23 protein-coding genes and 3 pseudogenes are annotated in these 25964 nt (G+C 56.9%); 18 read left to right on the plus strand and 8 right to left on the minus strand.

Annotated features, from left to right (window positions below; all coding sequences use genetic code 11):
• Positions 1-192 (minus strand): annotated as a pseudogene (locus ACLH0J_RS03785) (hypothetical protein); the annotation flags it as partial.
• A gap of 245 nt (positions 193-437) precedes the next feature.
• Between ACLH0J_RS03785 and ACLH0J_RS03790 the strand changes: the two are divergent.
• From ACLH0J_RS03790 to ACLH0J_RS03800, 3 genes and pseudogenes are all read left to right on the plus strand, one after another.
• Positions 438-1160 (plus strand): response regulator transcription factor, encoded by a 723-nt coding sequence (locus tag ACLH0J_RS03790; protein WP_411390919.1) that lies wholly within the window; start codon positions 438-440, stop codon positions 1158-1160.
• A 150-nt stretch (positions 1161-1310) separates the two neighbouring features.
• Positions 1311-1496, plus strand: a pseudogene (locus ACLH0J_RS03795) (ISL3 family transposase); the annotation flags it as partial.
• 132 nt (positions 1497-1628) lie between these two features.
• Positions 1629-1874, plus strand: a pseudogene (locus tag ACLH0J_RS03800) (transposase); the annotation flags it as partial.
• A gap of 58 nt (positions 1875-1932) precedes the next feature.
• On the opposite strand, the gene gyrB reads toward ACLH0J_RS03800, so the two are convergent.
• The 4 genes from gyrB to dnaA are packed head-to-tail and all read right to left on the minus strand — an operon-like array spanning position 1933 to position 8138.
• Complete coding sequence (gene gyrB / locus ACLH0J_RS03805) at positions 1933-4350, minus strand: DNA topoisomerase (ATP-hydrolyzing) subunit B (protein WP_411390920.1); 2418 nt, start codon at positions 4348-4350, stop codon at positions 1933-1935.
• A gap of 4 nt (positions 4351-4354) precedes the next feature.
• Positions 4355-5458, minus strand: a complete 1104-nt coding sequence (gene recF, locus ACLH0J_RS03810; RefSeq protein WP_411390921.1) for a DNA replication/repair protein RecF — start codon at positions 5456-5458, stop codon at positions 4355-4357.
• Positions 5459-5478: 20 nt separating this feature from the next.
• The gene (gene dnaN, locus ACLH0J_RS03815; protein WP_411390922.1) at positions 5479-6582 is read right to left on the minus strand and encodes a DNA polymerase III subunit beta; all 1104 of its coding nucleotides are present in this window, start codon (positions 6580-6582) and stop codon (positions 5479-5481) included.
• A 38-nt stretch (positions 6583-6620) separates the two neighbouring features.
• Positions 6621-8138, minus strand: a complete 1518-nt coding sequence (gene dnaA, locus ACLH0J_RS03820; RefSeq protein WP_411390923.1) for a chromosomal replication initiator protein DnaA — start codon at positions 8136-8138, stop codon at positions 6621-6623.
• Between the two features lie 586 nt (positions 8139-8724).
• Here dnaA and rpmH point away from each other — a divergent pair.
• The 5 genes from rpmH (at position 8725) to mnmE (ending at position 12653) form a co-directional block, all read left to right on the plus strand.
• The gene (gene rpmH, locus ACLH0J_RS03825) at positions 8725-8859 is read left to right on the plus strand and encodes a 50S ribosomal protein L34 (protein WP_003213577.1); all 135 of its coding nucleotides are present in this window, start codon (positions 8725-8727) and stop codon (positions 8857-8859) included.
• 16 nt (positions 8860-8875) lie between these two features.
• Positions 8876-9280 carry a ribonuclease P protein component gene (gene rnpA, locus ACLH0J_RS03830; protein ID WP_010565857.1) on the plus strand — a complete coding sequence of 135 codons (405 nt, stop codon included), beginning with the start codon at positions 8876-8878 and terminating at the stop codon, positions 9278-9280.
• Entirely contained in the window at positions 9273-9518 is a 246-nt protein-coding gene (gene yidD, locus ACLH0J_RS03835) for a membrane protein insertion efficiency factor YidD (protein ID WP_003213574.1), read from the plus strand. The genes rnpA and yidD overlap by 8 nt, the downstream gene beginning before the upstream one ends.
• 2 nt (positions 9519-9520) lie before the next feature.
• Positions 9521-11203 (plus strand): membrane protein insertase YidC, encoded by a 1683-nt coding sequence (gene yidC, locus ACLH0J_RS03840; RefSeq protein WP_411390924.1) that lies wholly within the window; start codon positions 9521-9523, stop codon positions 11201-11203.
• 79 nt (positions 11204-11282) lie between these two features.
• Positions 11283-12653, plus strand: a complete 1371-nt coding sequence (gene mnmE / locus ACLH0J_RS03845; RefSeq protein ID WP_411390925.1) for a tRNA uridine-5-carboxymethylaminomethyl(34) synthesis GTPase MnmE — start codon at positions 11283-11285, stop codon at positions 12651-12653.
• Positions 12654-12672: 19 nt separating this feature from the next.
• Here the strand turns inward: mnmE and ACLH0J_RS03850 are convergent, their stop codons facing one another.
• From ACLH0J_RS03850 to ACLH0J_RS03860, 3 genes are all read right to left on the minus strand, one after another.
• Positions 12673-15069 carry a TonB-dependent siderophore receptor gene (locus ACLH0J_RS03850; protein ID WP_411392772.1) on the minus strand — a complete coding sequence of 799 codons (2397 nt, stop codon included), beginning with the start codon at positions 15067-15069 and terminating at the stop codon, positions 12673-12675.
• Between the two features lie 136 nt (positions 15070-15205).
• Positions 15206-16150 (minus strand): FecR domain-containing protein, encoded by a 945-nt coding sequence (locus tag ACLH0J_RS03855; RefSeq protein ID WP_411390926.1) that lies wholly within the window; start codon positions 16148-16150, stop codon positions 15206-15208.
• Complete coding sequence (locus ACLH0J_RS03860) at positions 16150-16656, minus strand: sigma-70 family RNA polymerase sigma factor (protein WP_411390927.1); 507 nt, start codon at positions 16654-16656, stop codon at positions 16150-16152. Before ACLH0J_RS03860 ends, ACLH0J_RS03855 begins: the two co-directional genes overlap by 1 nt.
• A gap of 564 nt (positions 16657-17220) precedes the next feature.
• Here ACLH0J_RS03860 and mnmG point away from each other — a divergent pair.
• From mnmG to atpA, 10 genes are all read left to right on the plus strand, one after another.
• Positions 17221-19113, plus strand: coding sequence for a tRNA uridine-5-carboxymethylaminomethyl(34) synthesis enzyme MnmG (gene mnmG, locus ACLH0J_RS03865; protein WP_411390928.1), 1893 nt, complete (start codon positions 17221-17223; stop codon positions 19111-19113).
• A complete protein-coding gene (rsmG, locus tag ACLH0J_RS03870; RefSeq protein ID WP_411390929.1) occupies positions 19110-19754 on the plus strand; it encodes a 16S rRNA (guanine(527)-N(7))-methyltransferase RsmG in 645 nt (214 codons plus the stop codon). The genes mnmG and rsmG overlap by 4 nt, the downstream gene beginning before the upstream one ends.
• Before the next feature lie 18 nt (positions 19755-19772).
• Positions 19773-20570: a ParA family protein gene (locus ACLH0J_RS03875; protein ID WP_090401326.1), complete on the plus strand. Its 798-nt coding sequence runs from the start codon at positions 19773-19775 to the stop codon at positions 20568-20570.
• Between the two features lie 9 nt (positions 20571-20579).
• Positions 20580-21452: a ParB/RepB/Spo0J family partition protein gene (locus ACLH0J_RS03880; RefSeq protein WP_411390930.1), complete on the plus strand. Its 873-nt coding sequence runs from the start codon at positions 20580-20582 to the stop codon at positions 21450-21452.
• A gap of 148 nt (positions 21453-21600) precedes the next feature.
• On the plus strand, positions 21601-22008 hold the full coding sequence (locus ACLH0J_RS03885) for a F0F1 ATP synthase subunit I (protein ID WP_411390931.1): 408 nt from the start codon (positions 21601-21603) through the stop codon (positions 22006-22008).
• Positions 22009-22024: 16 nt separating this feature from the next.
• The gene (gene atpB / locus ACLH0J_RS03890; protein WP_411390932.1) at positions 22025-22894 is read left to right on the plus strand and encodes a F0F1 ATP synthase subunit A; all 870 of its coding nucleotides are present in this window, start codon (positions 22025-22027) and stop codon (positions 22892-22894) included.
• 133 nt (positions 22895-23027) lie between these two features.
• On the plus strand, positions 23028-23285 hold the full coding sequence (atpE, locus tag ACLH0J_RS03895; RefSeq protein WP_002555987.1) for a F0F1 ATP synthase subunit C: 258 nt from the start codon (positions 23028-23030) through the stop codon (positions 23283-23285).
• A 56-nt stretch (positions 23286-23341) separates the two neighbouring features.
• On the plus strand, positions 23342-23812 hold the full coding sequence (locus ACLH0J_RS03900; protein ID WP_411390933.1) for a F0F1 ATP synthase subunit B: 471 nt from the start codon (positions 23342-23344) through the stop codon (positions 23810-23812).
• 12 nt (positions 23813-23824) lie between these two features.
• Positions 23825-24361 carry a F0F1 ATP synthase subunit delta gene (locus ACLH0J_RS03905; RefSeq protein ID WP_411390934.1) on the plus strand — a complete coding sequence of 179 codons (537 nt, stop codon included), beginning with the start codon at positions 23825-23827 and terminating at the stop codon, positions 24359-24361.
• Positions 24362-24382: 21 nt separating this feature from the next.
• Complete coding sequence (atpA, locus tag ACLH0J_RS03910) at positions 24383-25927, plus strand: F0F1 ATP synthase subunit alpha (protein WP_411390935.1); 1545 nt, start codon at positions 24383-24385, stop codon at positions 25925-25927.
• The last annotated feature ends 37 nt before the right edge of the window (positions 25928-25964 follow it).

A 25964-nucleotide genomic window follows, 5' to 3' on the forward strand; every position in this document is an offset into this window, starting at 1 on the left:
TCAAGGCATCCGGTTGGCCGGTGGGTAATAGAAAATGTCATAGACCCGGTTTCTCTCTCCAGGCAATTCGCGTCGTAGGCCGACAAACGCACGGGATATAACGAGGCGCTTAGCCCAGTGAAGCTCATTTTTCGGCGTACTGGAGGAGTTTTCCTGCTTGATGTTCATAAAGGCTTTATCGCAAGCGCCCTGCCGGGGATCAGACATCAATGTGTCAGTTGATCCTTTTACTTAGCGACGGGAGCCGGTATCTTGCCCGATAGGTATCGAGATCTTTCAATGGGTTAACAGCCCTTTGATATCAGCGTACCGAGAGATCCAAGGGGTCGTTGAATCTGACCACAATTCTTCAGATTCAACGGCCGGCAACTGCGCAGTAAGTGCCCAGGGTTCACAGGCCGTCGGCTGTCAAATCGTGAATAGAAAGGAACCTCGACATGCGTGTCGCAATACTGGATGACGAACCTGCCGAGTTGCGGCGGGTGGAACAGACACTGCGACAGATCCCCAGTACCGCGGAACAGCTCTGGTCTCTGCATTGCTTCGAGCGCGGTGAAGACCTGCTGCGTCAGCTGCGCCGGGAAACCTTTGACCTGCTGATACTCGACTGGCAATTGCCGGATATTACCGGTCTTGCATTGCTGCGCTGGACGCGCGAACACTTGGAATCCCCTCCTGCCGTGATCATGTTGACCAGCCGCGATGCTGAGTCCGATATCGTCATGGCCCTCAACTGCGGCGCCGACGACTACGTCAGTAAGCCCTTTCGCCCCAACGAACTCAAAGCCCGAGTCACCGCAGTATTGCGCCGCCATGGCCTACAGAAGTCCACGACTCAGGAAGTACAAAGCTTTAACGACCTGACCTTCGATGACGCGGAACTGACCGTGACCCGCGCAGGCAAACCGATCAACCTGACCGAGCGCGAATACCGCCTGGCCAGTTGCCTGTTCGCCAACCTGGCGCGGCCGCTTTCCCGTGAGTACCTCTACGAGCGTTTTTGGTCCCACGAAGAAATGGTCTCGTCTCGACCGCTGGACACCCATATCTACCGACTGCGCAACAAGCTCGGGCTGACGGCGGATCGGGGTTGGCAACTGCTGACGATCTACGGCTACGGGTATCGGTTGGAAAGCGTTGCGTCCACAACGGACAGCTGACCCTTATGTTCCACGTGGAGCATTTTGGAAATTCGCAGTCACGCCCAATAAAAAAGTTCTTCACGGAATCCCGGGAAACACAGAAACAAGAACGCCGATTTGATTGATGATGTTCGTGCGAGCAAACACATCTAACAAACCGGCGTTCTTATGCGCGATATTAATACTTTCCTTCCTTTTTGGGAGGGCTTTTCTGTCGTCACGATCAAGCCTGATGGTGACGCCCTCCAGATCGATCTGACACCCCACGCCACCCGATTCCCTTCCTGTGGCGGGTGCCAAAAACCCTGTTCAACCACGCATGAGTATTGCGAGCGAGTCATTCGTGATTTGCCCATTCTCGGTCGTGCGGTGCGCCTGAGCGTTTTGCTCCGACGCGTTGGTTGCCGCGACTGCGGTAAACGCATGGAGGCCGTCAGTTGGCTGGATCGCTATGCCCGTATGACGCGGCGTCTGGCTTGGGGTTGGCGATCGGCCTGGAAGCAATGGCTGCGCCATGCGCATGAAAGCGAAATACCGGCACTGATCCAGTTCGCCAAACGGCTAAAGAGTTACTGGCGGGGCATCGTCAGCCGGGTTCGCTGGCCGATGCACACCGGTCAGTTGGAAGGAATAAATAATCGAATAAAGGTCATCAAACGGATGGCGTACGGTTACCGGGATAGCGAATTCTTTTTCATGAAAATCAAGAGCGTCTTTCCCGGTAATCCGTGAAGAACCATAAAAAAGGCCAACGCTAAGCGTTGGCCTTTTTGTTACATCGGTTGCCTGATCAGAAGTCCAGGTTGGACACTGCCAACGCATTGGTCTCGATGAAGTCACGGCGAGGCTCGACCGCATCACCCATGAGGGTGTTGAAGATCTGGTCCGCGCCAATGGCGTCTTCGATGGTCACGCGCAGCATGCGACGCTGAGCCGGGTCCATGGTGGTTTCCCACAATTGATCCGGGTTCATTTCGCCCAGTCCTTTGTATCGCTGGATGGTGTGGCGCTTGGTGCTTTCCGCCATTAGCCACTCGAGTGCTTCCTTGAACTCCTTGACCTGTTTCTTGCGTTCGCCACGTTGGATATACGCGCCGTCGTCCAGCAATGTGCTGAGTTGCGCGCCGAGGGTGACGACCGTTTTGTAGTCATTGCTGCCGAAAAAATCACGGTTGAAGGTGACGTAGTTCGACAGACCGTGGGAGATCAGTTCGACCTCCGGCAGCCAGACATTACGTTCACGGTCTTCACGCAGGCTGGCTTTGTAGACCAGCCCGGATTTCTCGACGGTGCGCAGACGCACTTCGTACTGGGCCAGCCAATCCTGCATCGCTGCGTGATCGCCCAACTGTTCCAGGCTGACGGCTGGCAGGTAGATAAAGTGCTCGGTCAGTTCCTGAGGGTACAGGCGCGACAAACGCTTGAGGGTCTTCATGACCATGCGGAAGTCGTTGACCAGGCGCTCCAACGCCTCACCGGAAATGCCCGGCGCTTCGTCGTTCAAGTGCAGGCTGGCATCTTCCAGGGCCGACTGCGTCATGTACTCTTCCATGGCGTCGTCGTCTTTGATGTATTGCTCTTGCTTGCCCTTTTTGACTTTGTACAACGGCGGCTGGGCGATGTAGATGTAGCCGCGCTCGATCAGCTCCGGCAACTGACGGAAGAAGAAGGTCAGCAGCAGGGTACGGATGTGCGAACCGTCAACGTCAGCATCGGTCATGATGATGATGTTGTGATAGCGCAGCTTTTCGATGTTGTACTCGTCGCGGCCGATACCGCAGCCCAACGCAGTGATTAAGGTGCCGACCTCCTGAGAGGAAATCATCTTGTCAAAGCGAGCCTTCTCAACGTTGAGGATCTTACCCTTCAACGGCAGGATGGCCTGGGTACGACGGTTACGCCCCTGCTTGGCGGAACCGCCAGCAGAGTCACCTTCCACCAGGTACAGTTCGGAGAGGGCAGGGTCCTTCTCCTGGCAGTCGGCCAACTTGCCCGGCAGGCCGGCGATGTCCAGCGCGCCTTTACGGCGGGTCATCTCACGGGCTTTACGCGCCGCTTCACGGGCACGCGCGGCGTCGATCATCTTGCCGACCACCAGCTTGGCTTCGTTCGGGTTTTCCAGCAGGAAGTCAGAGAAGTACTTGCCCATCTCTTGTTCCACGGCGGTCTTCACTTCGGAAGACACCAGCTTGTCTTTGGTCTGGGAGCTGAACTTGGGATCCGGCACTTTTACCGAAATAATCGCAGTCAGGCCTTCACGGGCATCGTCACCGGTGGTGGCGACTTTGTGCTTCTTCGCCAAGCCTTCGGCTTCGATGTAGTTGTTCAGGTTACGCGTCAAAGCGGAACGGAAGCCCACCAGGTGAGTACCGCCGTCGCGCTGAGGAATGTTGTTGGTGAAGCACAACAGGTTCTCGTTGAAGCTGTCGTTCCACTGCAGCGCGATTTCCACGCCGATGCCATCTTCACGCTGGACATTGAAGTGGAACACCTGGTTGACCGGCGTCTTGTTGGTGTTCAGGTATTCAACGAATGCACGCAGGCCGCCTTCGTATTTGAACAGCTCTTCCTTGCCGCTGCGCTCATCCTTGAGGACGATGCCAACGCCGGAGTTGAGGAAGGACAGTTCACGAATCCGCTTGGCCAGGATGTCCCAGCTGAAGTGGATATTCTTGAAGGTGTCGGCCGATGGCTTGAAGTGAATCTGCGTACCGGTAGATCCACTGTCGCCAACAATTTTCATTGGTTCTTGTGGCACACCATGGACGTAGGTCTGTTCCCAGATCTTACCGCTACGGCGAACGGTGAGGATCAGCTCTTCAGACAGAGCGTTAACCACCGACACACCTACACCGTGCAAACCGCCGGAGACTTTATAGGAGTTGTCATCGAATTTACCGCCGGCGTGGAGCACGGTCATGATGACCTCTGCCGCCGAAACGCCTTCTTCCTTGTGTACGTCTACCGGAATACCGCGACCGTTGTCGCGCACGGTGATCGACTCATCCGGGTGGATGATAATGCTGATGTCGTCGCAGTGACCGGCCAGAGCTTCGTCGATGGAGTTGTCGACCACCTCGAACACCATGTGGTGCAGACCGCTACCGTCATCAGTGTCGCCAATGTACATACCGGGACGTTTGCGTACGGCATCCAAACCTTTCAGCACTTTAATGCTGGTCGAGTCGTACGTGTTTTCTTCGCTCATGCCTTCACTCCCGATGGTCGTGGGTCTGGGTGATACGGCCTTGTTCCACGTGGAACAAAGCGACTGGCGTTTCCGTCTGCCAGCCTTCCCTCAATAATTCATGGTCTACACAGGTGATAAACACTTGGCAGCGTAAGTCTTCCAACAAGCGGCATAACGCGCGACGGTGCTGCTCGTCGAGTTCGGACGGCAAGTCATCCACCAGATAAATACACTGACCGCGTCGGGCTTGGCTGACCAAATGCCCTTGAGCGATACGCAATGCACATACCACCAACTTTTGCTGGCCGCGGGACAAGATATCCGCGGCGTTATGGGCGCCTAATCTAAGACGCAAATCAGCGCGCTGGGGGCCGGCCTGGGTATGACCGATTTGCTGATCCCGCTGCAGGGACGTGGCGAGCACTGTACTCAGCTCACGCTCTTTATCCCATCCACGGTAGTAACTCAGCGTCAGCCCCTCGAGGTCCAACAACTCACTCAAGGTCTGCTCAAAGACTGGTTTCAAGGCTTTGATATAGGCGCGGCGGTATTCATCTATTTCGTCGCTGGCCAGGCACAGTTCCCGGTCCCAGGCCGCTTGCGAAGCGGCGTCAAGTGTACCATGCCGCAGCCATGAGTTCCGCTGCCGCAGGGCCTTCTGCAGGCGCTGCCAAGTGGCCATGAAGCGCGGTTCCACGTGGAACACTCCCCAATCGAGGAACTGCCGGCGGATTTTCGGTGCGCCTTCCAGCAAACGGAAGCTATCGGGGTTGATCAACTGCAGTGGCAGGATTTCCGCCAACTGCGCGGCACTGCGAGCATTTTGCCCATCAATGCGAATTTGAAACTCTCCGCCGCGATCACGGGAGATCCCCAGGCTGCTGTGGCCACCTTCAGCCAGTTCGACCTGACCAAACACCGTACAGGCCAGTTGTTCATACTGAATGACCGGTAACAGGCGGGCACTGCGAAACGATCGGGCGAGTCCCAACAGATGAATGGCTTCCAACACGCTGGTTTTGCCACTGCCGTTGGCGCCGTGGAGGATATTGATGCGGGGGGAGGGGGAGAAGGTCACCGGGTGCAGATTGCGCACCGCGGTGACCGAGACGCGACTGAGGGACATCTAGCTTCTGCTGAGCATGATTACAGACGCATCGGCATGACAACGTAAGCCGAATCGTCGTTGTCGGATTCCTGTACCAGAGCACTGCTGTTGGAGTCCGACAGAATCAGGCGAACCTGTTCGGTGGTCATCACACCCAGTACGTCCAGCAAGTAGCTCACGTTGAAACCAATCTCCAGCGAACCGCCGTTGTATTCGACGCCTACTTCTTCTTCCGCTTCTTCTTGCTCCGGGTTGTTCGCCTGGATTTTCAGCTGACCGTTAGCCAGTTGCAGACGAATACCGCGGTATTTCTCGTTGGACAGAATCGCCGTACGGCTGAATGCTTCACGCAGGGCCTGACGATCGCCAATCACCAGCTTGTCGCCGCCTTTAGGCAGTACGCGCTCGTAATCGGGGAATTTGCCGTCAACCAGCTTGGAGGTGAAGGTGAACTCGCCGGTGGTGGCGCGGATGTGATGCTGGCCCAGGACGATGCTGACGTTACCGTCCGGCTCGGTGAGCAGACGCGCGAGTTCAAGGATACCTTTGCGCGGCACGATCACCTGGTGACGGTCGGGCTGACCGATATCGGCCTTCATCGAACACATAGCCAGGCGATGACCGTCGGTGGCCACGGCGCGGATAATGCCCTCCGACACCTCCAGCAGCATCCCGTTGAGGTAATAACGCACGTCCTGCTGAGCCATGGCGAAGCTGGTGCGCTCGATCAAACGGCGCAGTTTGCTTTGCTCCAGGCTACAGGTCAGCGAACCAGGACCTTCTTCAACCGTCGGGAAATCGTTGGCTGGCAGCGTGGACAGGGTGAAGCGGCTACGACCGGCCTTGACCACCAACTTCTGCTCATCGACTTTGATGTCGATCAGCGCATCGTTCGGCAGGCTTTTGCAGATGTCCATCAGCTTGCGCGCCGGAACGGTGATCTCGCCAGGTTCGGCGGGCTCTTCCAACTGCACACGCCCCACCAGCTCGACTTCCAGGTCGGTACCGGTCAGGGACAATTGCTGGCCTTCGACAACCAGCAATACGTTGGAGAGTACCGGCAAGGTCTGTCGGCGCTCGACGACGCCTGCGACCAGTTGCAGGGGTTTCAACAGGGCTTCGCGTTGAATGGTGAAGTGCATGGTCTAGTCCCTTGCCTTAATAAGCTGCGCTGGTGTCATCAAGTAGTCAGTGTACGCAGCAGGTTCTTGTAGTCCTCGCGAATATCCGCGTCGGATTCCTTAAGTTCGTTGATCTTGCGGCATGCGTGCAGGACCGTGGTGTGGTCGCGACCACCAAAGACATCGCCGATTTCCGGCAGGCTGTGGTTGGTCAACTCCTTGGAGAGTGCCATGGCTACCTGACGCGGACGTGCTACCGAACGCGAACGGCGCTTGGACAGCAGATCGGAAATCTTGATCTTGTAGTACTCGGCCACGGTGCGTTGGATGTTATCCACACTCACCAGTTTGTCCTGCAGTGCCAGCAAGTCTTTCAGGGATTCGCGAATAAGCTCGATGGTGATGTCGCGGCCCATGAAGTGCGAGTGCGCGATGACCCGCTTGAGTGCGCCTTCCAGCTCGCGCACGTTGGAGCGAATGCGTTGGGCGATGAAGAACGCGGCATCGTGGGGCAGGTCGACTTTCGCCTGGTCGGCCTTCTTCATCAGGATCGCCACGCGAGTCTCCAGCTCGGGTGGCTCGACCGCCACGGTCAGGCCCCAGCCGAAGCGCGATTTCAAGCGTTCCTCCAGCCCCTCGATTTCCTTCGGGTAGCGGTCGCTGGTCAAGATGACCTGTTGGCCGCCTTCGAGCAGGGCGTTGAAGGTATGGAAAAACTCTTCCTGGGAACGTTCCTTGCGAGCGAAGAACTGAATGTCATCGATCAGCAAGGCATCCACGGAGCGATAGAACCGCTTGAATTCGTTGATCGCGTTGAGCTGCAGGGCCTTGACCATGTCAGCCACGAAGCGCTCCGAATGCAGGTACACAACCTTGGCATTCGGGTTCTTCTTTAATAGATGGTTACCCACAGCATGCATCAAGTGGGTCTTACCCAAGCCGACGCCACCATAAAGGAAGAGTGGGTTGTAACCGTGCTTGGGGTTGTCAGCGACCTGCCAGGCAGCGGCGCGGGCCAACTGGTTGGATTTACCTTCAACGAAGTTCTCAAAGGTAAAGGTGCGGTTCAGGTAGCTGGTGTGCTTGAGCGCGCCTTCGACCTGTACGGTGCGCTGCTCGGCACGTACAGGAGCCTGCTGGGAGCTGGCACCCGCCATTGGGTCGAAACTGTCGCGGGAAGGCTCTTCATTGGCCGACGCGTTTTTCTGGGCTGACGATTTCGAAGGCGTCGGTGCAGGAGCCGGCGTGTTGTTAACCGGAGCTGGCGCCACCTGGGCTTGCGATGCGGCAGCCGCCAATGGCGCATTCGGCGCAGCGCGAGGTGCGGAGCTGCGTTTGCTGCCTATTAATAAGGAGAGCACGGGCGCGAGGCCGTTGCCATGTTCATCGAGCAATTCGAGAACGCGGCTCAGGTACTTCTCGTTGACCCAGTCGAGAACAAAACGGTTGGGTGCGTAGACGCGCAACTCGTCGCCTTCGGCTTCGACCTGTAGCGGACGGATCCAGGTGTTGAATTGCTGGGCAGGCAGCTCATCGCGCAAAAGCTCCACGCACTGCTGCCAAAGTTCCACTGACACGGATATCCCCTAAGTTGAAAGCCGGTGAGGCAAAAACAGCCGCCATTGTAGCGGCCAGCCGTCCACTTATCCACATGTAGGTTGCGCACAGGCCGGCCAAAATCAACGTGTTAACGCGAATAAAGGCGACCAATGGTCTGTGTATAAGGTCTGTGGATAAGCGCCCCTGAGCTCATTGCACAAGTGGGGTCGAAAGTCTGTGGGTAACTGGCCTGTGGATAACAACCCATTCCACCCACAGCTTATCCGACAGCGCAGCACAGGCAGAGCACCGTTTCTCCCCCGTGTTGTCATTCTCTGTACACCAGGTGGAATAAGGGCTAAAGGCAGTTATCCACAGATGGAGGCCTGCCTAGCTTTTATAAGCTTTACAGAAAAGCTTTAAATAACTTCCTTCTTTATTTTTATATCTATGGCATTGCTCAGGAAAGCCTAGCGGACAGAAAAGGGCCGATTGCCTATCAAAGATCTAATTCAAGGAAAAGCTGGTTGGAAATTGACCTAGAGGCTTGCTTTCTCTAGAATCGCCGGTCTCTTAAAACGGGGGCCATTCCGGCCCGTTGTGGACGAACCAGGTAACAACGCCATGAAACGTACTTTCCAACCAAGCACCATCAAACGCGCCCGTACCCACGGCTTCCGTGCTCGCATGGCTACCAAGAACGGCCGTGCTGTCCTGTCGCGTCGCCGCGCCAAAGGTCGTGCGCGTCTGGCAGTTTGATAATCCGGTACTGGTGGTGAGTCAGGACTTCAGTCGGGAAAAGCGTTTGCTAACCCCCCGGCACTTCAAGGCAGTCTTTGACTCCCCCACCGGCAAGGTTCCGGGGAAAAATCTCCTGCTCCTTGCGCGTAACAACGATCTGGATCACCCCCGTCTCGGGTTAGTGATCGGCAAGAAGAGCGTAAAGCTCTCCGTTGAGCGCAATCGCCTCAAGCGTCTGATGCGCGAATCGTTTCGCCTCCACCAGGACACTCTGGTTGGTTGGGATATTGTTATCGTCGCGCGCAAAGGCTTGGGGGACGTAGAAAACCCCGAATTGATTCAGCATTTCGGCAAGCTCTGGAAACGTCTGGCGCGTACCAACAAACCAGCACCAGCAGTCAGCACCGAAACTGTAGGGGTAGACAGCCTTGATGCGTAAACTGGCGCTCGTTCCGATCCAGTTTTATCGCTATGCCATTAGTCCTCTGATGGCCAACCACTGTCGTTTCTACCCCAGTTGTTCCTGCTACGCGTTAGAGGCCATAGAAAATCATGGTCTTCTGCGCGGTGGCTGGCTGACCTTTCGTCGTTTAGGTCGCTGTCATCCGTGGAATCCCGGTGGTTATGACCCGGTTCCACCTATCCCTACCTCCCGTTCTTCTTCGATGGCCGAGTAATCATGGATATTAAACGCACGATCCTGATCGTCGCCCTGGCAATCGTGTCCTATGTCATGGTTCTTAAGTGGAACCAGGACTACGGCCAGGCTGCCCTGCCGACTCAGAATGTTGCTACCAATCAGGCTGCGCCGGCTATTCCGGACACCCCGTTGGGTAACAATGCGTCCGCGAGTGCCGATGTTCCCAGCGCGAATGGCGAGACAAGCGCCCCTTTAGAAACGCCAGTGGTCACCAATAAAGACCTCATCCATGTGAAAACGGATGTGCTCGACCTGGCTATCGACCCACAAGGTGGTGATATCGCGCAGTTGAAACTGCCGCTGTATCCACGTCGCCAAGACCATCCAGATGTTCCGTTCCAACTGTTCGATAACGGTGGTGAGCGTACTTATCTGGCGCAAAGCGGCCTGACTGGCGCCAATGGTCCGGATGCTCGTGCTACCGGTCGTCCGGTTTATTCGACCGAACAGAAGACTTATCAACTGGCTGATGGCCAGAACCAGTTGAACGTCGACCTGAAATTCAGCCTCGACGGCGTCAACTACATCAAACGCTTCAGCTTTACCCGCGGTTTGTACGACTTGAAGGTCACTTACCTGATCGACAACGAAAGCAACAAGCCATGGAGTGGCAACCTGTTTGCCCAGCTCAAGCGTGATGGCAGCTCCGATCCTTCTTCCAGCACTGCCACCGGCACCGCGACTTACCTGGGCGCCGCCCTGTGGACAAGTAGCGAACCGTACAAAAAAGTGTCGATGAAAGATATCGACAAGGCCGCGCTGAAAGAAACCGTGCAGGGTGGTTGGGTAGCCTGGCTGCAACACTACTTCGTGACCGCATGGATCCCGAACAAAGCCGATGCCAACCTGGTGCAAACCCGCAAGGACAGCCAGGGCAACTACATCATCGGCTTTACTGGCCCGGCGTTGACCGTTGCACCAGGTGCCAAGGCTGAAACCAGCGCCACTCTGTACGCCGGCCCGAAAAGCCAGGCCGTGCTGAAAGAGTTATCCCCAGGTCTGGAACTGACTGTGGATTACGGCATCCTGTGGTTCATTGCCCAGCCGATCTTTTGGCTGCTGCAACATATCCACAGCATCGTCGGCAACTGGGGCTTCTCGATCATCTTCTTGACGATGCTGATCAAGGGGATCTTCTTCCCCCTGTCGGCCGCCAGCTACAAGTCGATGGCGCGCATGCGTGCCGTGGCCCCTAAACTGGCCGCGCTGAAAGAACAACATGGTGATGACCGGCAGAAAATGTCGCAGGCCATGATGGAGCTGTACAAGAAAGAGAAGATCAACCCGTTGGGTGGTTGCTTGCCGATTCTGGTACAGATGCCGGTATTCCTGTCGCTGTACTGGGTACTCCTGGAAAGCGTGGAAATGCGTCAGGCTCCGTTCATGCTGTGGATAACTGACCTGTCGATCAAAGACCCGTTCTTTATCCTGCCGATCATCATGGGCGCGACCATGTTCATCCAGCAGCGTCTGAACCCGACTCCGCCGGATCCGATGCAGGCGAAGGTAATGAAAATGATGCCAATCATCTTCACCTTCTTCTTCCTGTGGTTCCCGGCTGGTCTGGTGCTGTACTGGGTGGTCAACAACGTGTTGTCGATCTCTCAACAGTGGTACATCACACGTAAGATCGAAGCGGCTACCAAAAAAGCCGAGGCGTAACTTACTCTGTGGATAACCACTCAAGACGCCCCCTAGTGGGGCGTTTTGCTTTCCGTCACTTTTGTTCTGGAACCTGCTGATGAGCGCTCCTCGTGAAACCATCGCTGCTGTCGCTACCGCTCAAGGTCGCGGCGGTGTGGGTATCGTTCGTATCTCCGGACCGCTCGCCGGCAAGGCAGCCGAAGCTATCAGTGGTCGTGAGCTGAAGCCACGCTATGCCCATTACGGGCCGTTCCTGGATGCCGACAAAAGTGTGTTGGATGAGGGCCTGGCGATTTATTTCCCTGGACCGAACTCATTCACGGGTGAAGACGTACTGGAGCTGCAGGGCCATGGTGGCCCGGTGGTGCTGGATATGTTGCTGCAGCGCTGCCTGCAACTGGGCTGCCGGCTGGCACGCCCGGGAGAGTTCAGTGAGCGGGCCTTTCTGAATGACAAGCTCGATCTGGCCCAGGCCGAGGCCATTGCCGACCTGATCGAAGCCAGTTCTGCACAGGCTGCGCGTAATGCACTGCGCTCTCTGCAGGGGGCTTTTTCCCTGCGTGTGCATAACTTGACCGAGCAACTGATCAGCCTGCGCATTTATGTGGAGGCGGCGATTGATTTTCCGGAAGAGGAAATCGACTTTCTTGCCGATGGTCATGTGTTGGCGATGCTGGATAAGGTTCGAGAAGAGTTATCCACAGTGCTGCGCGAAGCGGGGCAGGGCGCTTTGTTGCGCGACGGTATGACTGTAGTGATTGCCGGTCGCCCCAACGCCGGCAAATCCAGCCTGCTCAATGCCCTGGCGGGACGTGAAGCGGCGATCGTCACCGAGATTGCTGGCACCACCCGGGATATCTTGCGCGAACATATCCACATCGACGGCATGCCTCTGCATGTCGTCGATACCGCCGGTTTGCGTGACACCGATGACCAGGTGGAAAAAATCGGCGTGGAACGCGCCCTCAAGGCAATCGGCGAAGCCGACCGTGTGCTGCTCGTGGTAGACGCCACAGCGCCCGAGGCGGTGGACCCGTTCGCCCTGTGGCCGGAATTCCTCGAACAACGGCCTGACCCGGCCAAGGTCACCTTGATCCGTAACAAAGCCGACCTCACCGGCGAAGCCATTGCCATGGAGACCAGCGAGGATGGCCACGTCACCATCAGCCTGAGTGCCAAGTCGGCCGGGGATGGCCTGGAGTTGCTGCGCGAGCACCTCAAAGCGTGCATGGGTTATGAGCAGACGTCGGAAAGCAGCTTCAGCGCCCGTCGCAGGCACCTGGAGGCGCTGCGTCATGCCAGCGCGGCGTTGGAGCATGGTCGGGCACAGCTAACCCTGGCGGGGGCTGGTGAGCTGCTGGCCGAGGATTTACGCCAGGCGCAGCAACTGTTGGGGGAAATCACCGGGGCATTCAGCTCGGATGACCTGCTGGGACGGATCTTTTCCAGCTTCTGTATCGGTAAATAACCGAGTTATTCACAACCTGTTACCAGTTGTAGGACACCGTACCCAGCAAGGTACGGCTGTCGCCCCAGTAGCAGCGGCCCGCATCGTTGCAGCCGGCTACGTATTCCTTGTCGAACAGGTTCTTGGCATTCAGATCAACCGACCAGTGCTTGTCGAACTGATAACCGACGGCGGCATCCACCAGCGTGACGCTTCCGGCATCCAACTTCCCGTAAAGCGTGGGTTGGGTGTAGGAAAAGGTGCTGTCGAAATAGCGCACACCACCGCCCACAAACAAACCCTTGAGTTGGCCATCAAGGAAGCGGTACTTGCCCCAGAGTGACGCCTGGTTACGCGGAACGCCGGTCATTTGGTGGCCTTTAACCAGCGACGTGGCGGAATCCTTGGTAATCCGTGCGTCGGTGTAGGTGTAGGCAGCAGTCACATTCAGATTGGGCGTTAGGTTGCTGTTGATCTCGACCTCAACACCCTTGGCACGACTTTCACCGACTTGGCGATAGCTGTTGGTGGTCGCGTCGAGGTAAGTGTCGTCCTCCTTGCGCAAGTCATACACCGACAGCGTCATCGCCGTATCCCAGCCGATCGGCTCGTACTTCACGCCCACTTCGTATTGGCTGCTGGTGATTGGCTTCAACGGTGAACCGGCGTTGGATATCTGCTGGACCGGCACAAACGCCGTGGAATAGCTGACATACGGCGTCAGACCGTTGTCGAACTGGTACATCACCCCGCCCTGGTAGGTGAACTTGCGGTCATCGGATCCGGTGTTGCTGGCCTGGTTTACCTTGTCGCGAAAATCGCTGTCGACCCAGTCCTGACGACCGCCCAGCAGGAACAACCAGTGCTCATATCTGCTCTGGAGCTGTGCATAAACCCCCTTCATCTGTTGTTCGAGCAAGGTGTTTTGCACGGCGATCGGCGTAAGCGGATCGCGTGCATACACAGGGTTATACACATTGATCGTACCGGCGAAGCCCGCATCCCAATCCTGATTGAAGGAGGTGCGGTCGTAGCTGGCACCGAACAGCACGGTGTTTTCCAGCCCGCCTACCTGGAATTTGCCCTCCAGTTGGTTATCCAGGGAATAGACCATCGACTTGTTGTAGCGATCATAGGCGGTCATGTTCAGTTGGGTGCCGAAGCCACCATTGTTCAGGGTGCTGGGCCAGGTTTCGTGACGGTTGATGCGCGACTGCATGTAGCGCGAATTCTGGCGGAACTGCCAATCGTCGTTAAAGCTGTGACTAAATTCGTAGCCAGTGCTCCAGGCTTCGCGTTCGAAGGTGTTCCAGTCCGGATCGCCGAGCATTGTGTGCTTGGAGAGCTTCCCATTTGGATTTTTCAGCAAGGTGCCCGCGGCCGGTAGGCCAAGCTCCAGGTTGGTGTGGTCTTTCTGGTAGTTGGCCAGCAGCGTCAGGCTGTTGTAGTCATCGAAGTTCAGGGTCAGAGAAGGCGCGATATAGAGGCGATCATCCGGAACATGGTCAGTCTGGGTCTCGGATTTTCGGCCGAGCATCACCACGCGTCCGAGGATATTGCCGCTGTCATCCAGCGGCCCCGAGATATCCACACCCAGTTGGCGCCGGTTATTGGAACCGTAGCTTAACTGCACCTCGCCCTGAGGCGTCGCAGTCGGGTGTTTGCTCACCAGGTTGACCAGCCCACCGGGGGCGTTTTCGCCGTAGAGCAGGGAAGAAGGCCCACGGAAAACCTCGACCCGTTCCAGTCCATAGGGTTCGCTGGTGGTGTCATACCGGTTGCCTTGTACACGTAGTCCATCACGCAGCAGGCCGTAGCCATAATCGGTGGCGTTAAAACCGCGGATGAAAAACAGATCACCTGCCAGCCCATCGCCGGCGGCAAATGGCGGCGCGAAGATGCCTGGCACATAGCCCAACACTTCTGTCAGTGTCTGGGACTTCTGATCTTTAATGCGCTGGCCGGTGACCACCGAGACCGAACGTGGGGTTTCCGACAGCGGGGTGCTCGTCTTGGTGCCGATGCGGCTATTTTGCGCCTTGTAGCCCACATCCCCAGCGAGCTCTTGATTGAAACCACCCTGTTGAAAACTACTCACAGTGATCGGAGCAAGTGTCAGTTGCCCAATGGGCGTCGCTTGCAGCACATAACTGCCGGGGGCCTGGACGATCGCCTGCAATCCCGAACTTTGCAGTAACAGTGCAAAGCCTTGGTCGACCGAGTAATTGCCCTCCAGCCCTGGCGTGTTCAACCGCGCCGTCTGTTGGGGCGAGAAGGACAGGATCACATTAGCCTTGGCGGCAAACTGGCTCAAGGCGCTGTCCAGCGGGCCGGAGGCAATTGCATAGTGCTGCACACTGTTGGCAGCCATGACGGCGGTCGACAGAAAAACACTGGCCGTGGTGGTCGCGGTGGTCAGCAGTAAACCGCAGGTCATGCCGTGGTGGGAGAGTCGCTGGCGAAGCTTGGCGGGAAGGCGCATAGGTGGATAAGCCCTGAAGGTAGCGTCGTGATTACCTGTAGGGCCGGGCCAGGTAAAAAAAAGATAACCCCCTTGTGGATTATTTTTGCACTCAACCGCGGTGTGTTACCGATACCCAGTAACGGGTGAAGTACTTCACCTGGATCGGCAGGCTCGCTTGCAGGTTGGCCAGCACCGCATCGGTAGAGTCCAGACGGAAAGTTCCCGAAACGCGAAGGCGCGCGCACGCCGCATCGCACTGCAGGACGCCCGGCCGATAACGCGCCAGATCCTCGATCACATCCCCGAGCATCGCATCCAGCACAATCACCTGGCCATCGACCCAAGCGGCCTGGGCTCGCCGATATGCGTGCTCAGCACCCACGCGTTGCCGATCGAAATCAACGCTTTGACCGGCATTGAGCAATCGGCCGTGTTCGGGCTGGTCGGCTGGCACCACCTCGACTCGGTCCTCCAGAACCCCGACCCGCGTGGCTTCCGGGAGCTGACGCACACTGAAGCGGGTGCCCAGCGCCTGGATCCGACCTTGATGGGTTTGTACATAGAACGGCGTTTGTCCGCCCGACTTGCCGGTGTGGATAAGTACCTCGCCTTCGCGCAGTCGGATCAGGCGTTGGCGACCGTCGAACAGCACATCAATGGCCGTTTGGGTATTGAGATCAACCCGAGTGCCATCGACCAGTTCGATGCAGCGTCGCTCACCCACACGGGTGCGGTAATCCGCCCATAGGTTGCCCAGGGCCGTGTGCTGTTGAACATTCCAGCCCAGATACCCGGCGCCGCCGAGTACCAGCATCCACTTGAGCACTTGGCGCCGCTGTTGCGTGGCCGACAACGCGCGACGCGTGAAGTCCTGGGGCAGGCCGCCGAGACTACGCTGCAACTGTTCCAACTGATGCCAGGCGGCCTCATGGGAAGGATCGCCCTTGAGCCATTGTTGCCAAGCCTGCTGTTCGGCGGCGGTGGGCGGTTGAGACTGGCGCTGCACGTACCAGTTGGCGGCGGCTTCAAAGGTCTTGCGATCAGGCGCGGCCATCAAAGGCCCGCCATGATCAGTGAACATTCGGTCAGGGCCCGGATCATGTGTTTCTTCACGGTGGTCAGCGACACCTGTAACTGATCGGCGATCTGTTGATAAGTCAGCCCTTCGATCTGTGACAGCAGGAAGATCCGCCGCGCGCGCTCGCCCAGGCTGCATAGGGCTTTATCCACAGCCACCAGGGTTTCGACGATGATTGCTTTATCTTCCTCGCTGATGGCCACGGCTTCAGGACGTGCCGCCAACGTCTGCTGATATGCCTGCTCGATGGCATGCCGTCGATAACGATCAATCACCAGGCCCCGCGCAATGGTTGCAAGATAGTCCCGCGGTTCGAGGATTTGCGCGGCATGGCGCCCCCCCAGAATCCGCACAAACGTATCGTGTGCCACATCGGCGGCATCGCAGGCGTTATGCAACTTGCCCTTGAGCCACCCGTGCAACCACGAGTGATGTTGCTCATAGATGCGCTGCACGACAGCCGTGTGGGAAGGAGGGGACATAGGCACGACAAACTGAGTTAATGATAATCGCTATTATTAACTGCCCCGCAGATTTCCCACAATAGTTCTCTTTTCAAAGCGCTCTATCCCGAATCAATGGATTCAGGTGGCCTTGCCGTGGATGGAAATCACGCTGATTCGCACAAATCTGTGGATTAAGCCCTGTGAATAACCGCCCCTGTGCTCAGTTGATAACAGGGCTTGAAACCTGAGCAAAAACCCCTCTGTGGATAACCACCTGTTTAATCCACAGGCTTAAAGCACTTATCCAAGGGCCTCCTTGGCACATGACCACAGACTTTTGAATCGCTGTACACAACGTAAATAAAGGCCTGTAGCAATCTATCCACAGAAATGTACCTCAGTAGAAATAAACATAAAAACAAAGATTTAATAAACTTCTCTCTTTTAATTTCTATTGTCTGTGATTCATCCACAGCTGGTTAAATTTTGTGCAAAGGGTTCTTTAGGGAGGGCTAAGTCCCTATACTTGCCGCCATAGCTCTAAAACCAGCTCAACCAATCAATTCCTAATTACCTACTTAAGCAGGCACGAGGTGCGTGGTGGATTTCCCTTCCCGTTTTGAAGTGATCGTCATCGGCGGCGGTCATGCCGGTACCGAGGCAGCACTGGCGTCAGCACGCATGGGCGTCAAAACCCTGTTGCTGACGCATAACGTGGAAACCCTCGGTGCCATGAGTTGCAACCCCGCCATTGGTGGGATCGGCAAAAGCCATCTGGTCAAGGAAATCGACGCCCTCGGCGGCGCGATGGCCATGGCCACCGACAAGGGTGGTATTCAATTTCGCGTGCTCAACAGCCGCAAAGGCCCGGCCGTGCGTGCCACTCGGGCACAAGCTGATCGCATCCTGTACAAGGCGGCGGTGCGTGAAACCCTGGAAAACCAGCCGAACCTGTGGATATTTCAACAGGCGGCGGACGACCTGATCGTCGAACAGGATCAAGTGCGCGGTGTAGTCACCCAGATGGGCCTGCGTTTCTTCGCAGAATCCGTGGTGTTGACCACCGGTACATTCCTCGGTGGACTTATCCACATTGGCATGCAGAACTATTCCGGTGGCCGAGCGGGTGATCCGCCATCGATTGCCCTGGCACAACGTCTGCGTGAACTGCCGCTGCGGGTCGGTCGCCTGAAAACCGGGACTCCACCGCGTATTGACGGGCGTTCCGTGGATTTCTCGGTGATGACCGAGCAGGCCGGTGATACGCCGATTCCCGTGATGTCGTTCATGGGCTCCAAAGAGCAGCACCCGAAACAGGTGAGCTGCTGGATTACCCACACCAATGCACGTACCCACGAAATCATTGCCGCGAACCTCGACCGTTCGCCGATGTATTCCGGGGTGATCGAAGGTATCGGGCCGCGTTATTGCCCATCGATCGAAGACAAGATCCATCGCTTTGCCGACAAGGAAAGCCACCAGGTCTTCATCGAGCCTGAAGGCTTGACCACACACGAGCTGTACCCGAACGGGATTTCCACTTCCTTGCCATTCGATGTGCAAATCCAGATCGTGCAATCGATTCGTGGCATGGAAAACGCGCACATCGTGCGTCCCGGCTATGCCATCGAGTACGACTACTTCGATCCGCGTGATTTGAAATACAGCCTGGAAACCAAAGTGATCGGCGGTCTGTTCTTCGCCGGGCAAATCAACGGCACCACCGGCTACGAAGAAGCCGGCGCCCAAGGTTTGCTGGCCGGGACCAACGCCGCGTTGCGCGCCCAGGGCAAAGACAGCTGGTGTCCACGTCGCGACGAAGCGTATATCGGCGTATTGGTCGACGACCTGATTACCCTCGGCACCCAGGAACCGTACCGAATGTTCACGTCGCGGGCGGAATACCGTCTGATTCTGCGTGAAGACAACGCCGACCTGCGCCTGACCGAAAAAGGCCGCGAGTTGGGCTTGGTGGATGACGCACGTTGGGCGGCTTTCTGCAAGAAACGCGAAAGCATCGACCTGGAAGAGCAACGTCTGAAAAGCACCTGGGTTCGCCCGGGCACCGAGCAGGGCGATGCGATCGCCGAAAAGTTCGGCACGCCGCTGACCCACGAGTACAACCTGCTGAACCTGCTGTCCCGGCCGGAAATCGACTACGCTGGCTTGGTCGAAGTGACGGGGCAGGGGGCAGAAGATCCACAGGTCGCCGAACAGATCGAAATTAAGACCAAATATGCTGGTTACATTGACCGTCAGCAGGACGAGATCGCCCGCTTGCGCGCCAGTGAAAACACCAAGCTGCCTGTGGATATCGATTACACCGGGATTTCCGGGCTGTCGAAAGAAATCCAAAGCAAGCTGGGGATAACTCGTCCGGAAACCTTGGGCCAGGCTTCGCGTATCCCTGGTGTCACCCCGGCAGCCATTTCGCTGTTGATGATTCATTTGAAAAAACGCGGCGCGGGCCGTCAGTTGGAGCAAAGCGCTTGAGTTCGTTGGTCACCTCGCAACACGCCGAAGAGTTATCCACAGGTGCGCGCCAGTTGGGCGTGGACTTGACCGAAACCCAGCACGCATTGCTGCTGGGTTATCTGGCCCTGTTGATCAAATGGAACAAGGCTTACAACCTCACCGCGGTGCGCAATCCCGACGAAATGGTCTCGCGTCACTTGCTCGACAGCTTGAGCGTAATGCCGTTTGTCGAAAACGGTCGCTGGCTGGATGTAGGCAGTGGCGGTGGAATGCCTGGCATTCCCCTGGCGATCCTGTTTCCCGAGTCACAAGTGACCTGCCTGGACAGCAACGGCAAGAAAACCCGCTTCCTGACCCAGGTCAAACTCGAACTGAAGCTGGACAACCTGCAAGTTATCCACAGCCGGGTAGAAGACTTCTCCCCTGAACAGCCATTCAACGGAATTGTTTCCCGGGCGTTTAGCAGTATGGAGAACTTCAGCAACTGGACCCGCCACCTGGGCGACCGTGACACCCGTTGGCTGGCAATGAAGGGCGTTCATCCAAGCGACGAGCTGTTAGCATTGCCGGCAGACTTCCACCTCGATAGCGAACACGCCTTGGCCGTACCCGGTTGCCAAGGCCAACGCCATCTGCTGATACTGCGCCGCACGGCATGATTGGGAACACAAGCAAGAATGGCTAAGGTATTCGCGATAGCGAACCAGAAAGGTGGCGTGGGTAAAACCACCACCTGTATCAACCTCGCAGCATCCCTGGTCGCGACCAAGCGCCGGGTGCTGTTGATCGATCTCGATCCACAGGGCAACGCCACCATGGGTAGCGGTGTGGATAAGCACGGTCTGGAAAACTCGGTCTACGACTTGCTGATTGGCGAGTGCGACCTGGCCCAGGCCATGCATTATTCCGAGCACGGCGGTTATCAACTGCTGCCGGCCAACCGCGACTTGACTGCGGCGGAAGTGGTGCTGCTGGAAATGCAGATGAAAGAAAGCCGTCTGCGCAGTGCCTTGGCGCCGATCCGCGAGAATTACGATTACATTTTGATCGACTGCCCGCCGTCGCTGTCGATGCTGACGCTCAACGCGTTGGTGGCTGCCGACGGGGTGATCATTCCCATGCAGTGCGAGTACTACGCGCTGGAAGGGCTGAGCGATCTTGTGGATAACATCAAGCGCATCGCTGAACTGCTCAACCCGAACCTGCAGATCGAAGGCTTGCTGCGGACCATGTTCGATCCGCGCCTGAGCCTGATGAACGATGTCTCGGCGCAGCTCAAGGAGCACTTTGGCGATCAACTGTACGACACCGTGATCCCACGCAACATTCGTTTGGCCGAAGCGCCAAGCTATGGCATGCCGGCGCTGGCGTACGACAAAACTTCGCGTGGCGCCATCGCCTACCTGGCGCTGGCCGGCGAGATGGTTCGTCGTCAACGCCGCAACTCACGCACCGCTGCAGCCCAGCCAACTTAAGGAATCCCCATGGCCGTCAAGAAACGAGGTCTCGGACGTGGACTGGATGCACTGTTGAGTGGTCCGACCGTCACATCGCTTGAAGAACAAGCGGTGCAGGCCGACGAGCGTGAGCTGCAGCACCTGCCCCTGGACCTGATCCAACGCGGCAAATACCAGCCACGCCGGGACATGGATCCCCAGGCGCTGGAAGAACTGGCCAACTCGATCAAGGCCCAGGGCGTAATGCAGCCGATCGTGGTGCGCCCGATCGGCGGTGGACGTTTTGAAATCATCGCGGGTGAACGCCGCTGGCGCGCGAGCCAGCAGGCCGGCAAGGACACCATCCCGGCGATGGTGCGCGATGTGCCGGATGAAACCGCCATCGCCATGGCGTTGATCGAGAACATCCAGCGCGAAGACCTCAATCCGATCGAAGAAGCGATCGCTTTGCAGCGTTTGCAGCAGGAATTCCAGCTGACCCAGCAGCAAGTGGCCGATGCCGTGGGTAAATCCCGCGTGACCGTGTCCAATCTGCTGCGCCTGATTGCACTGCCGGAAGTCATCAAGACGATGCTTTCCCACGGCGACCTGGAAATGGGTCATGCGCGTGCTTTGCTCGGTTTACCGGAAAATCAACAGGTTGAAGGGGCGCGACACGTTGTCGCACGAGGCCTCACCGTTCGTCAGACCGAGGCCCTGGTTCGACAGTGGCTCAGTGGCAAACCTGCACCGGTCGAAGCGGTCAAAACTGATCCGGATATAGCGCGTCTCGAACAGCGCCTGGCCGAGCGCCTGGGCTCTGCGGTGCAAATTCGGCATGGCAAGAAGGGTAAAGGCCAACTGGTCATCGGCTATAACTCGCTCGATGAGCTTCAGGGTGTCCTTGCCCACATTCGCTGAAACATTTGCTTATGTAGCGTGTGATCGGAAATCACTACCTGGCAGTTGAATAGGGGCAGAACCGCCCCTATACTCTGCGCGCATTTTGTCGGCACAAATTATGCCAAGTTATTGATTTCCGGCAGCCGACCATTGAGGAGCAAGAGTGGTGGAAACCCGCACGCCAAACACGTCGTCGTTCCATCGCTTGGCCGTTTTCCCGGTTCTATTGGCTCAATTTGTCATTTTGCTGATCGCCGCATTGGCGCTCTGGTATTGGCATGGAGTTGTAGCCGGGTATTCAGGACTCTGCGGAGGCCTGATAGCCTTGCTGCCCAATATGTATTTTGCTCACAGGGCTTTTCGGTTTTCCGGCGCCCGAGCAGCCCAGGCTATCGTCCGGTCTTTTTATGCCGGCGAGGCAGGGAAACTGATTTTGACGGCAGTGCTGTTTGCACTGACCTTTGCAGGTGTGAAGCCATTGGCGCCGCTGGCTGTATTCGGCGTCTTCGTGTTGACCCAACTGGTCAGCTGGTTCGCTCCCCTGCTAATGAAAACAAGACTTTCGAAACCTTAGGGCGTTTGAGGCAACCATGGCAGAAACAACCGCTTCGGGCTATATCCAGCACCACTTGCAGAACCTGACCTTCGGTCAGCTTCCCAACGGCGGCTGGGGCTTCGCCCACACCGCAGCAGAGGCCAAAGAAATGGGCTTCTGGGCTTTCCACCTGGATACTCTGGGTTGGTCGGTCGCATTGGGTCTGATCTTCGTTCTGATTTTCCGCATGGCGGCAAAGAAAGCGACTTCCGGTCAACCAGGCGCCCTGCAGAACTTCGTTGAAGTAATGGTCGAATTCGTCGATGGCAGCGTGAAAGACAGCTTCCATGGCCGTAGCCCGGTGATTGCACCGTTGGCACTGACCATCTTCGTCTGGGTGTTCCTGATGAACGCCGTCGACCTGGTACCGGTCGACTGGATTCCTCAACTGGCCATCCTGATCTCCGGCGATCACCACATTCCGTTCCGTGCGGTGTCTACCACGGATCCTAACGCCACCCTGGGCATGGCCCTGTCGGTGTTTGCGTTGATCATTTTCTACAGCATCAAGGTCAAGGGTATCGGCGGCTTCATCGGCGAACTGACCCTGCACCCGTTTGGCAGCAAGAACATCATCGTTCAAGCCCTGCTGATTCCGGTGAACTTCCTGCTGGAATTCGTGACCCTGGTCGCCAAGCCGATTTCCCTGGCCCTGCGACTGTTCGGCAACATGTATGCCGGCGAGCTGGTGTTCATTCTGATCGCTGTGATGTTCGGCAGCGGTCTGCTCTGGCTTAGCGGCCTGGGCGTTGTTCTGCAGTGGGCGTGGGCTGTGTTCCACATCCTGATCATCACCCTGCAGGCGTTTATCTTCATGATGCTGACCATCGTCTACCTGTCGATGGCGCACGAAGAGAACCATTAAGGCCAGTCTCGACTAGTCTGATGTCCTTCCCGGTGAAACGGGAAGGTGGCCTGAAAGGGCTATGAAACGATTTGTTTTACCGCTTTAAAATCTAAAAAACCTAAACCATACGACGTAAAAGTCGGGAGGAAAGATGGAAACTGTAGTTGGTCTAACCGCTATCGCTGTTGCACTGTTGATCGGCCTGGGCGCTCTGGGTACTGCCATTGGTTTCGGCCTGCTGGGCGGCAAATTCCTGGAAGGCGCAGCGCGTCAACCAGAAATGGTCCCAATGCTGCAGGTTAAAATGTTCATCGTCGCCGGTCTGCTCGACGCCGTGACCATGATCGGCGTTGGTATCGCACTGTTCTTCACCTTCGCGAACCCCTTCGTTGGTCAACTCGCTGGCTAATCACTCGACTTTTCGAGTGATTGGGGTGATGGACAACGAATGAGCGAGGTGTTGGCGTGAACATTAATGCAACCCTGATTGGCCAATCCGTTGCGTTCTTCATTTTTGTAGTGTTTTGCATGAAGTTCGTGTGGCCTCCGGTCATCGCGGCTTTGCACGAACGTCAGAAGAAGATCGCGGACGGTTTGGACGCTGCCAGCCGTGCAGCTCGCGACCTGGAGTTGGCCCACGAGAAAGTGGGTCATCAACTGCGCGAAGCTAAAGCACAGGCAGCTGAGATCATTGAGCAAGCCAAGAAGCGCGGTAACCAGATCGTCGAAGAGGCTGTTGAAAAAGCCCGCGTCGAAGCTGACCGTGTGAAGGCTTCGGCTCATGCCGAGATCGAACAGGAACTGAACGGCGTCAAAGACGCGCTGCGTGCCCAACTGGGTGCTCTGGCGGTCGGCGGTGCTGAGAAGATCCTCGGTGCCACAATCGATCAAAACGCGCACGCGGAGCTGGTTAATAAACTGGCTGCTGAAATTTAAGCGAGGGCGATCATGGCAGAACTGACCACGTTGGCCCGACCTTACGCTAAGGCAGCCTTCGAGCACGCCCAGGCCCACCAGCAGCTGGCCTCTTGGTCAGCCATGCTCGGCCTGGCCGCAGCAGTGTCGCAAAACGACACCATGCAGCGCGTGCTCAAGGCCCCGCGCCTGACGAGCGCAGACAAGGCCGCCACTTTTATTGAAGTGTGCGGCGACAAGTTTGATGTGAAAGTGCAGAACTTCATTCACGTCATTGCCGAAAACGACCGTCTCCCGCTTCTGCCGGAGATTGCCGCTCTGTTCGACCTGTACAAGGCCGAGCAAGAGAAATCGGTAGACGTAGAAGTGACCAGTGCTTTTGCATTGAACCAAGAACAGCAAGACAAACTCGCCAAGGTTCTCAGTGCACGACTCGACCGGGAAGTGCGCCTGCAAGTTGCGGAAGACAAATCCCTCATTGGGGGCATTGTCATTCGCGCCGGCGACCTGGTTATCGATGGCTCGGTTCGCGGCAAACTCGCGAGCCTGGCCGAAGCATTGAAATCTTGAGTTTGAAGGGGCAGCAGAGCAATGCAGCAACTCAATCCTTCCGAAATAAGTGAAATTATCAAGGGCCGCATCGACAAGCTCGATGTGACCTCCCAAGCCCGTAACGAAGGCACTGTCGTCAGCGTATCTGACGGTATCGTGCGGATTCACGGTCTGGCCGACGTCATGTACGGCGAGATGATCGAGTTTCCGGGCGGCGTCTACGGTATGGCCCTCAACCTGGAGCAAGACTCCGTAGGTGCCGTTGTATTGGGCGCGTACACCAGTCTGGCTGAAGGCATGAGCGCCAAGTGCACAGGCCGCATCCTGGAAGTTCCGGTTGGTAAGGAACTGCTGGGTCGCGTAGTCGACGCACTGGGTAACCCAGTTGACGGCAAAGGTCCGCTGAACAACACCGAGACCGATGCGGTCGAGAAAGTTGCTCCAGGCGTGATCTGGCGTAAGTCGGTAGACCAGCCTGTACAGACTGGTTACAAGGCTGTCGATGCCATGATCCCGGTCGGCCGTGGCCAGCGTGAGCTGATCATCGGTGACCGTCAGATCGGTAAAACCGCTCTGGCGATCGATGCGATCATCAACCAGAAGAACAGCGGCATTTACTGCGTCTACGTAGCGATCGGTCAGAAACAATCGACCATCGCCAACGTGGTTCGCAAGCTGGAAGAAAACGGCGCCCTGGCCAACACGATCATCGTGGCTGCCAGTGCTTCGGAATCTCCTGCGCTGCAGTTCCTGGCACCCTACTCCGGTTGCACCATGGGTGAATTCTTCCGTGACCGCGGTGAAGACGCGCTGATCGTTTATGACGATCTGTCCAAGCAAGCAGTGGCTTATCGCCAGATTTCCCTGCTGCTGCGCCGTCCACCAGGCCGTGAAGCTTACCCAGGCGACGTGTTCTATCTCCACTCCCGTCTGCTGGAGCGCGCATCCCGCGTTTCCGAAGAATACGTAGAGAAGTTCACCAACGGCGCAGTGACCGGCAAAACCGGTTCCCTGACCGCACTGCCGATCATCGAAACCCAGGCTGGCGACGTTTCCGCGTTCGTTCCGACCAACGTGATTTCCATCACCGACGGTCAGATCTTCCTGGAATCGGCCATGTTCAACTCGGGCATCCGCCCTGCAGTGAACGCCGGTGTTTCGGTATCCCGTGTGGGTGGTGCCGCTCAGACCAAGATCATCAAGAAGCTCTCCGGTGGTATCCGTACCGCTCTGGCTCAGTACCGTGAACTGGCGGCATTCGCCCAGTTCGCTTCTGACCTGGACGAAGCGACCCGTAAGCAACTTGAGCATGGTCAGCGCGTTACCGAGCTGATGAAGCAGAAGCAATACGCCCCAATGTCGATCGCTGACATGGCGTTGTCGCTGTATGCCGCTGAGCGTGGGTTCCTGACCGACGTTGAAATCACCAAGGTCGGCAGCTTTGAACAAGCGCTGATTGCTTACTTCAACCGCGATCACGCCGAATTGATGGCGAAGATCAACGTGAAGGGTGACTTCAATGACGATATCGACGCTGGCATGAAAGCCGGTATCGAGAAGTTCAAGGCCACCCAAACCTGGTAAGCCGCAGCGGGAGCCGCAAGGCTCCCGCTTGCTAACC

Origin of the sequence: Pseudomonas sp. MPB23 (genome assembly GCF_046605395.1) — a bacterium.
Classification (GTDB): Bacteria; Pseudomonadota; Gammaproteobacteria; order Pseudomonadales; family Pseudomonadaceae; genus Aquipseudomonas.